The organism is Dokdonella sp., from assembly GCF_035511235.1.
GTDB lineage: Bacteria > Pseudomonadota > Gammaproteobacteria > Xanthomonadales > Rhodanobacteraceae > Dokdonella.
Genome location: NZ_DATKFQ010000018.1, coordinates 22,789 through 30,098, shown reverse-complemented (window position 1 = coordinate 30,098; position 7,310 = coordinate 22,789). Strand labels below are relative to the sequence as shown.

Annotated in this window: 7 protein-coding genes; 3 read left to right on the top strand and 4 right to left on the bottom strand. The window is 68.9% G+C overall.

Features of this window, described 5'->3' with window-relative positions; genetic code table 11:
- Positions 1 to 262: 262 nt before the first annotated feature.
- Complete coding sequence (locus tag VMR06_RS09220; protein WP_325375449.1) at positions 263 to 460, bottom strand: hypothetical protein; 198 nt, start codon at positions 458 to 460, stop codon at positions 263 to 265.
- Between the two features lie 132 nt (positions 461 to 592).
- Positions 593 to 799: a rubredoxin gene (locus tag VMR06_RS09215; RefSeq protein ID WP_325375448.1), complete on the bottom strand. Its 207-nt coding sequence runs from the start codon at positions 797 to 799 to the stop codon at positions 593 to 595.
- A gap of 105 nt (positions 800 to 904) precedes the next feature.
- Between VMR06_RS09215 and thiE the strand changes: the two genes are divergently transcribed.
- Positions 905 to 1,543 (top strand): thiamine phosphate synthase, encoded by a 639-nt coding sequence (gene thiE / locus VMR06_RS09210; protein WP_414648094.1) that lies wholly within the window; start codon positions 905 to 907, stop codon positions 1,541 to 1,543.
- Positions 1,540 to 2,826, top strand: a complete 1,287-nt coding sequence (gene hemL, locus VMR06_RS09205) for a glutamate-1-semialdehyde 2,1-aminomutase (RefSeq protein WP_325375444.1) — start codon at positions 1,540 to 1,542, stop codon at positions 2,824 to 2,826. Before thiE ends, hemL begins: the two co-directional genes overlap by 4 nt.
- 111 nt (positions 2,827 to 2,937) lie before the next feature.
- On the opposite strand, the gene VMR06_RS09200 is transcribed toward hemL, so the two are convergent.
- Both VMR06_RS09200 and VMR06_RS09195 read right to left on the bottom strand, forming a co-directional pair.
- Positions 2,938 to 4,173 (bottom strand): aspartate aminotransferase family protein, encoded by a 1,236-nt coding sequence (locus VMR06_RS09200; RefSeq protein WP_325375442.1) that lies wholly within the window; start codon positions 4,171 to 4,173, stop codon positions 2,938 to 2,940.
- 148 nt (positions 4,174 to 4,321) lie between these two features.
- Positions 4,322 to 4,894 (bottom strand): porin family protein, encoded by a 573-nt coding sequence (locus VMR06_RS09195; protein ID WP_325375440.1) that lies wholly within the window; start codon positions 4,892 to 4,894, stop codon positions 4,322 to 4,324.
- 320 nt (positions 4,895 to 5,214) lie between these two features.
- Here VMR06_RS09195 and tkt point away from each other — a divergent pair, with 320 nt between their 5' ends.
- A complete protein-coding gene (gene tkt, locus VMR06_RS09190; protein ID WP_325375439.1) occupies positions 5,215 to 7,209 on the top strand; it encodes a transketolase in 1,995 nt (664 codons plus the stop codon).
- Positions 7,210 to 7,310 lie beyond the last annotated feature (101 nt).

The following is a 7,310-nucleotide window of genomic DNA, read 5'->3' as shown; positions in this document are numbered from 1 at the left end:
ATCGCTTGCGAGACTTTCTTCGTCCCGCCCCTCACGACATTTCGTCCGAGGGAGCCGCGCATCATACAACCATTTTCGCGTCCGTCAACACCTGCGTGCGCCTCGACTTCAACCGCTCCGCCCGCGCCCGCCGGCCCTTCCCGCGCCGCCCCGCTTCGGCCTTCCGGCCTTCCCTGCAAGGGGCGCGCATCCTAACCACATCCCTCCGTTTCCGGAAGAGGGCGATCGAAAATTTTTTTCCGCCGGCGCGCGCCGGCGCCCTTCAGTCTTCGCAACAGGCGAGTTCCCGGCGCGCCTCGGCGCATTCCGCGCGCGGACAGTCGACCGGTGGCGCCTGCACCCGCATCTCGGCGGATCTCGCTGCACGCCCCGCCACGCGCATCCCGACCTGATACGGCACCAGCGCGCCCGGAAACATCAGCCCCTCCGGGATCTCCTCGAGTGGGACGAACACCTGCATGACGGCACCTCGCTGGCTGGGTCGAGAATCGAACGGAGCGCCATGTATTCCATTCCCGACCTGAACCTCGGCCATGACCGGCCGATGCCGCCGCGCTGACGACAAGAGGCCGAATGCGGGCGATCGCCCCCGTCAGCCGATCTGGACCATCTCGAAGTCCGACTTGGTGACGCCGCAGTCCGGACAGGTCCAGGTGTCGGGCACGTCCTCCCAACGCGTGCCGGGTTCGATGCCGTCGTCCGGCCAGCCCTCCGCTTCGTGATAGAGGAACCCGCACACGACGCACATGAACGTGCGGTACGGCGGCTCGTCGGCGCGGACGGTGGAATCGAGGGACATGACGGCAGCTCTGCGATGCGGCGTGAACGGCGCGCATTGTCGCAGCGCGGTCGAATCGATCCAAGCCGCGCCGACGATCCGGTCGCGGCCGCTACACTTGCCTGCATGTCCACTCATCTCGAACGACGGCGAGGCCTGTACGCAATCACCGACGGGCCGCGCGACGATCTGATCGACGTCTGCGCGTGCGCCCTGGCCGGCGGCGCGCGCCTGCTGCAGTACCGCGACAAGACCGGGGACTCTTCGCGGCGGCTCGCGGAAGCGAGCGCCCTGCTCGGCCTGTGTCGCACGCACGGCGTACCGCTGATCGTCAACGACGACGTCCTGCTCGCGCAGGCGATCGGAGCCGACGGCGTCCATCTCGGCGAGGACGATGCCGATCTCGCCGAAGCACGCGAGCGCCTGGGGGCGCACGCAATCATCGGCGTCTCCTGCTACGACTCGCTCGATCGCGCCGCCAATCTGGCACGGCAGGGTGCGAGCTATCTCGCGTTCGGCGCATTCTTTGCGTCGCCGACCAAACCCGGAGCGAGGCACGCATCCACGGGGCTGCTGCGTGCCGCGCGCAGCCTCGGCCGTCCGCTGGTGGCGATCGGCGGCATCACGCCGGACAATGCGCCCGGCCTGATCGATGCCGGCGCCGATTTCGTCGCCGCGATCAGCGGCGTGTTCGGCAGCGGCGACGTGCAATCGGCGGCCGCGCGCTATGCCTCCCTCTTCAACGACGCAACGGATATCCGATGAGTTCCAACCAGACCTTGTTCGAACGCGCGCTGACGCTGATGCCGGGCGGCGTCAACTCGCCGGTGCGCGCATTCAAGTCGGTCGGCGGCCAGCCTTTCTTCACCGCACGCGCCGATGGCGCCTATCTGTGGGACGTGGAGGGCAAACGCTACATCGACTACGTCGGATCATGGGGGCCGATGATCGTCGGCCACAACCATCCCGCCGTACGGACCGCCGTACAGCGCGCGGCGGAGGACGGGCTGTCGTTCGGCACGCCGTGCGCGGCCGAGGTCACGATGGCTGAGACGATCACGCGGCTGATTCCGTCGATCGAGATGGTGCGCATGGTCAACTCGGGTACCGAGGCGACGATGTCGGCGATCCGGCTGGCGCGAGGTGTCACCGGGCGGGCCCGCATCGTGAAGTTCGAAGGCTGCTACCACGGGCACGGCGATGCGTTCCTGGTCAAGGCCGGCTCCGGCGCCTTGACGTTCGGCGCACCGACCTCGCCGGGCGTACCGACCGCCCTCGCCGATCTGACCTCGACGCTGCCGTTCAACGACTTCGAGGCCGCCACGGCGCTGTTCGAGGCCATCGGCAGCGAGGTCGCCGGCCTGATCGTCGAGCCGGTTCCCGGCAACATGAACTGCATTCTGCCCCGCGACGGCTATCTGCAGCACCTGCGCGACCTGTGCACGCGCCACGGCGCCCTGCTGATCTTCGACGAGGTCATGACCGGCTTTCGCGTCGCGCTCGGCGGCGCTCAGGCGCATTACGGCGTCACGCCGGACCTGACGACGCTCGGCAAGATCATCGGTGGCGGCATGCCGGTCGGCGCCTACGGCGGACGGCGCGAGATCATGCAGCAGATCGCACCGGCAGGGCCGATCTACCAGGCCGGCACGCTGAGCGGCAATCCGGTCGCGATGGCTGCCGGCCTGGCGATGCTCGAGCTGATCCAGGCGCCGGGCTTCCACGACGAACTCGCGCGCCGCACGCGGCTGCTGACCGACGGCCTGCAGGCGATCGCGGACGGCGAAGGCATCGCCTTCAGCACGCAGCGCGTCGGCGCGATGTTCGGCCTGTTCTTCAACGCCGAACGGGTCGAGACCTACGCACAGGCCACCGCCGCCGACATCCAGGCCTTCAACCGGTTCTTCCAGGCGATGCTGAAACATGGGGTCTATCTGGCGCCTTCGGCCTACGAGGCCGGTTTCGTCTCGAGCAGCCACGGCGAACAGGTCATCGCCGATACGCTCGAAGCGGCGCGTGCGGCGTTCAAGGCCGTCAAGCAGCACTGAGCGGTTAGCGGCCGCGACCGGATCCGCGCTAAGGCGCGGATCCGGTCGCGCAGGCGCTTCGCCGCGCTCCGACGTCGGCACGCCGCGTCGGCCGGACACGGCGCGGCCGGTTCAATCCAGCCGACCGATCGCGGTATCGAGACGTGCCAGTCCCTCGAGCAGATCGTCCTCTCCGATCGTCAGCGCCGGCACGAAGCGCAGCACGTCCGGTCCGGCCTGCAGCAGCAGCAGACCGGCCTGCGCGGCGCGATCGAGGATGTCCCCGGCGCGTCCCGCGTATGCCGGCGCCAGCACCGCGCCCAGCATCAGACCGCGGCCGCGCACCTCGGTGAAGATGCCCCGTTCGTTGCCGATGCGCTGCAGACCGATCTGCAACGTGATCGAGCGCCGCTCGACGTCGGCGAGCAGGTCGGGCGAAGACAGCTTGCGCAAGGCGACGCGCGCGACGGCGGCCGCCAGCGGGTTGCCGCCGAACGTCGTGCCGTGCGATCCGAACTGCAGCGTCTGCGCGGTCCGCGCATTGACCAGCATCGCGCCGATCGGAAAGCCCGCGCCGAGCGCCTTGGCCAGCGTCATCACGTCCGGCGCCACCTCGTGCCACTGATGGGCCCAGAGCCGGCCGGTCCGGCCCATGCCGGACTGAATCTCGTCGAAGATCAGCAGCGCGCCGATCTCGTCGCAGCGCGCGCGCAGCGCCTGCAGAAACTCGGTCGTCGCGGGCACGACGCCGCCTTCGCCCTGGATCGGCTCGACGATCACCGCCGCGACGTCTTCGCGCAGCGTCGATGCCAGTGCGTCGACGTCGTTGAACACGCCATAGCGGAAACCGCCCGGCAGCGGCTCGTAGCCTTGCTGGTACTTCGGTTGCGCGGTCGCGGTGACCGCGGCGAGCGTGCGGCCGTGGAACGAGCCTTCGAAGCTCAGGATCACGCGCCGCTCCGGCGGGCGCCCGCTGGCGGCGGCATGGCGCCGCGCAAGCTTGATCGCCGCCTCGTTGGCTTCGGCGCCGGAATTGCAGAAGAACACGCGCTCGGCGAAGCCGCTGGCGGCGACCAGCTCCTCGGCGAGCCGCAGCGGCGGTTCGCTGTAGAACACGTTGCTGGTGTGCCAGAGCTTGGCCGCCTGCTCGTGCAGCGCGGCGAGGATGTCGGCATCACCGTGACCGAGCGCGCTGACTGCGATGCCGGCCGCGAAGTCGACATACTCGCGCCCGTCCAGATCCCAGAGCCGCGAACCTAGGCCGCGATCGAGGATCAGCTCGCGCTGCCGGTAGACCGGCACCAGATAGTCGCGCCCCTTGCCGATCAGTGCGTGGCTGTCCGCGCCGGGCGCAGCGGTGTCGTTCATCGTCGGGTTCCAGCTCGAGTCGGCGCGAAGGCGCGCCGCTGCATTATCGGTTCGACGCGAGCCGGAAAAAAGAACAGCCGGCCCGATGCTCGGGCCGGCTGGCGGAAAAGGCGTCCTTGCCCTGTGGCTCCGTTGGAGAGCTGTTGCGTCAGAAGCGGACTTCGGCACCGACCGAGATCACGCCCGGATCGAGCTTGAGACCCTTCTCGTCGACCTTGTAGTAGTCGTAGTTGAGGCCGACGCTGGCCTTGTTGCTGAAGTCGTAGCCGAAGCCGACGCCGGTGTACCAGCCGTTGGACGTGTCGTCGACGTAGACCGGCGCTTCGACACCGGGGTAGCCGCCCTTCATGTCGGCGCGGAACAGGCCGCCGCGGCCGCTGAGATACCAGTTGTCGTTGATGTTGAAGTGGCCGTTGACGCCGAGCGTCCAGCCCTTCAGGTCGGCACGGCCGACCGCGCGCGACGAGGACTTCGGATCGAACGTGCCGAGGTCGGTGTAGCCGCCCTCGACGCCGAGCGCGACGGCCGGGTTCAGCGCCCAGCGATAGCCGAGGTTGACGCCGTAGGCGGTGTCGTCGTCGTCGTAGACGCCCTTGTCGAGCGTGGCCTGGCCGACCTGGCCGTTGATGAAGAATCCGCCCTTGTCCTGAGCGTGGCCGACGGCCGGAATCGCGACGAGGCCGGCAGCGGTCAGGGCGATGGCAAGAATCGAGGTTTTCATTTTCTGCTCCAACTTTCGAGAGGATGAGCGACATACGTCGGGGTGGCGTATGCGATCGGAGAGCTTCGACCGACCCGTTGCCGTGGCGTTCCTCGCTGCTCCGTGCGCCCTAAGCTGGGGTTCACCCCGCGCATTTCAACACCTGCCGGTTTACTAAATATTCAGCCGCGGGTTAGCGGCCACCGGAACGCGGCGCGCCGCGCGCCGATCGCGTCGCGATGCCCTCGACGAGGGGGACAAGCCCGGCCCGATCGGCGACAATGCGCGCCCCTTGCGACCTGCCGCCGCCCGGTCGCCCCGCTGCCTGTCGAGTCCGATCAATGCCGAGCCGTACCGAACTGGCCAACGCGATCCGCGCGCTGGCGATGGATGCCGTCGAAACCGCCAAATCCGGTCACCCGGGCATGCCGATGGGCATGGCCGACATCGCCGAAGTGCTCTGGAACGACTTCCTGCGTCACAACCCGGCCAACCCGAAATGGGCCAACCGCGACCGCTTCGTACTGTCGAACGGCCACGGCTCGATGCTGATCTATGCCCTGTTGCACCTGACCGGCTACGACCTGCCGATCGACGAGCTCAAGCGCTTCCGCCAGCTGCATTCGAAGACCGCCGGCCATCCCGAAGCCGGCGAGACGCCCGGCGTGGAGACCACGACCGGTCCGCTCGGCCAGGGTCTGGCCAACGCGGTCGGCATGGCGCTGGCCGAGAAGGTGCTGGCGGCACGCTTCAACCGCGACGGCTTCCCGATCGTCGATCACGCCACCTACGTCTTCCTCGGCGACGGCTGCCTGATGGAAGGCATCTCGCACGAGGCGGCCTCGCTGGCCGGCACGCTCAAGCTCGGCAAGCTGACCGCGATCTGGGACGACAACGGCATCTCGATCGACGGCGAGGTCCACGGCTGGTTCACCGACGACACGCCGGCGCGCTTCGAAGCCTACGGATGGAACGTGGTCCGCGGCGTCGACGGCCATGACCCGGCGGCGATCGCGGCCGCGCTGGCCGGATCGCGCGGCTCGGACCGGCCGACGCTGATCTGCGCGCGCACGATCATCGGCTATGGCGCGCCGAACAAGCAGGGCAAGGAGGCCTGCCACGGCGCCCCGCTCGGCAAGGACGAGATCGCGATCACGCGCGACCGGATCGGCTGGCCGCATGCGCCCTTCGTCGTGCCGCCGGAGATCTACGCGGGCTGGGACGCCAAGCCGCGCGGCGCCGATCTGGAACAGGCCTGGAACGCCGTGTTCGCGCGCTATCGCGCCGCACATCCGGACCTTGCCGCCGAGTTCGAGCGCCGCCTCGCCGGCGACCTGCCCGAGGGCTTCGCCGCGGCCGCCGACGCGTGGATCGCGAAGCTGCAGGCCGAAGGACCGGTCGTCGCCTCGCGCAAGGCCTCGCAGATGGCGCTGGACGCGTTCGGTCCGCTGCTGCCGGAGCTGATCGGCGGATCGGCCGATCTGGCCGGTTCCAACCTGACGATCTGGAAGGGCTCCAAGGACGTCAACAGCGACGACGCCAGTGCCAACTACGTGCACTACGGCGTACGCGAGTTCGGCATGAGCGCGATCGCCAACGGCCTGGCGCTGCACGGCGGCTTCATCCCGTACGATGCGACGTTCCTGGTGTTCTCCGACTATGCGCGCAACGCGGTGCGCATGAGCGCGCTGATCCCGACGCGCGCGATCCACGTCTATACGCACGATTCGATCGGCCTCGGCGAGGACGGTCCGACCCACCAGCCGGTCGAGCATCTGGCCAGCCTGCGCTACATCCCGAACAATCCGCTGTGGCGTCCGTGCGACGCGGTCGAATCCGCGGTCGCCTGGAAGGCCGCGATCGAGCGCCGCGACGGGCCAAGCTGCCTGGTGTTTTCGCGTCAGAATCTCGCCCATCAGGCGCGCACGGCCGATCAGGTCGCCGACATCGCGCGCGGCGGCTACGTGCTGTCCGATCCGTCGGAGGCGAGGTTCGACCTGATCCTGATCGCCACCGGATCGGAGGTCGAAGTCGCGATGCAGGCGATGCGGATCCTCGCCGACCGCGGCATCGCCGCACGCGTCGTGTCGATGCCGTCGACGAGCGTGTTCGACGCGCAGCCGGTCGAGTACCGCGAAGGCGTGCTGCCCTCGTGGTGCCGCAAGCGCGTCGCGGTCGAGGCCGGCGTGACCGATTTCTGGCGCAAGTACGTGGGTCTGGACGGCGCCGTGGTCGGCCTGGACCGCTTCGGCGCCTCGGCGCCGGCCGATGCGCTGTACCGTCACTTCGGCATCACCGCCGATCACGTCGCCGACGCCGCCGCAGCCCTGCGCTGACGGCAGCCGCGTGCCCGCGGCAAAGCGCCGCGGGGCGGTTCGCGTCGATCGACCGATCCTTTGATCGGGGCCAAGTCGCCCCGATCGTGGACCGCCGATCC

Excerpts from the sequence above, each read along its gene's own strand:
- VMR06_RS09220 (WP_325375449.1), bottom strand. The coding sequence starts at position 460 with ATGCAGGTGTTCGTCCCACTCGAGGAGATCCCGGAGGGGCTGATGTTT.
- VMR06_RS09215 (WP_325375448.1), bottom strand. The coding sequence starts at position 799 with ATGTCCCTCGATTCCACCGTCCGCGCCGACGAGCCGCCGTACCGCACG.
- thiE (WP_414648094.1), top strand. The coding sequence starts at position 905 with ATGTCCACTCATCTCGAACGACGGCGAGGCCTGTACGCAATCACCGAC.
- hemL (WP_325375444.1), top strand. The coding sequence starts at position 1,540 with ATGAGTTCCAACCAGACCTTGTTCGAACGCGCGCTGACGCTGATGCCG.
- VMR06_RS09200 (WP_325375442.1), bottom strand. The coding sequence starts at position 4,173 with ATGAACGACACCGCTGCGCCCGGCGCGGACAGCCACGCACTGATCGGC.
- VMR06_RS09195 (WP_325375440.1), bottom strand. The coding sequence starts at position 4,894 with ATGAAAACCTCGATTCTTGCCATCGCCCTGACCGCTGCCGGCCTCGTC.
- tkt (WP_325375439.1), top strand. The coding sequence starts at position 5,215 with ATGCCGAGCCGTACCGAACTGGCCAACGCGATCCGCGCGCTGGCGATG.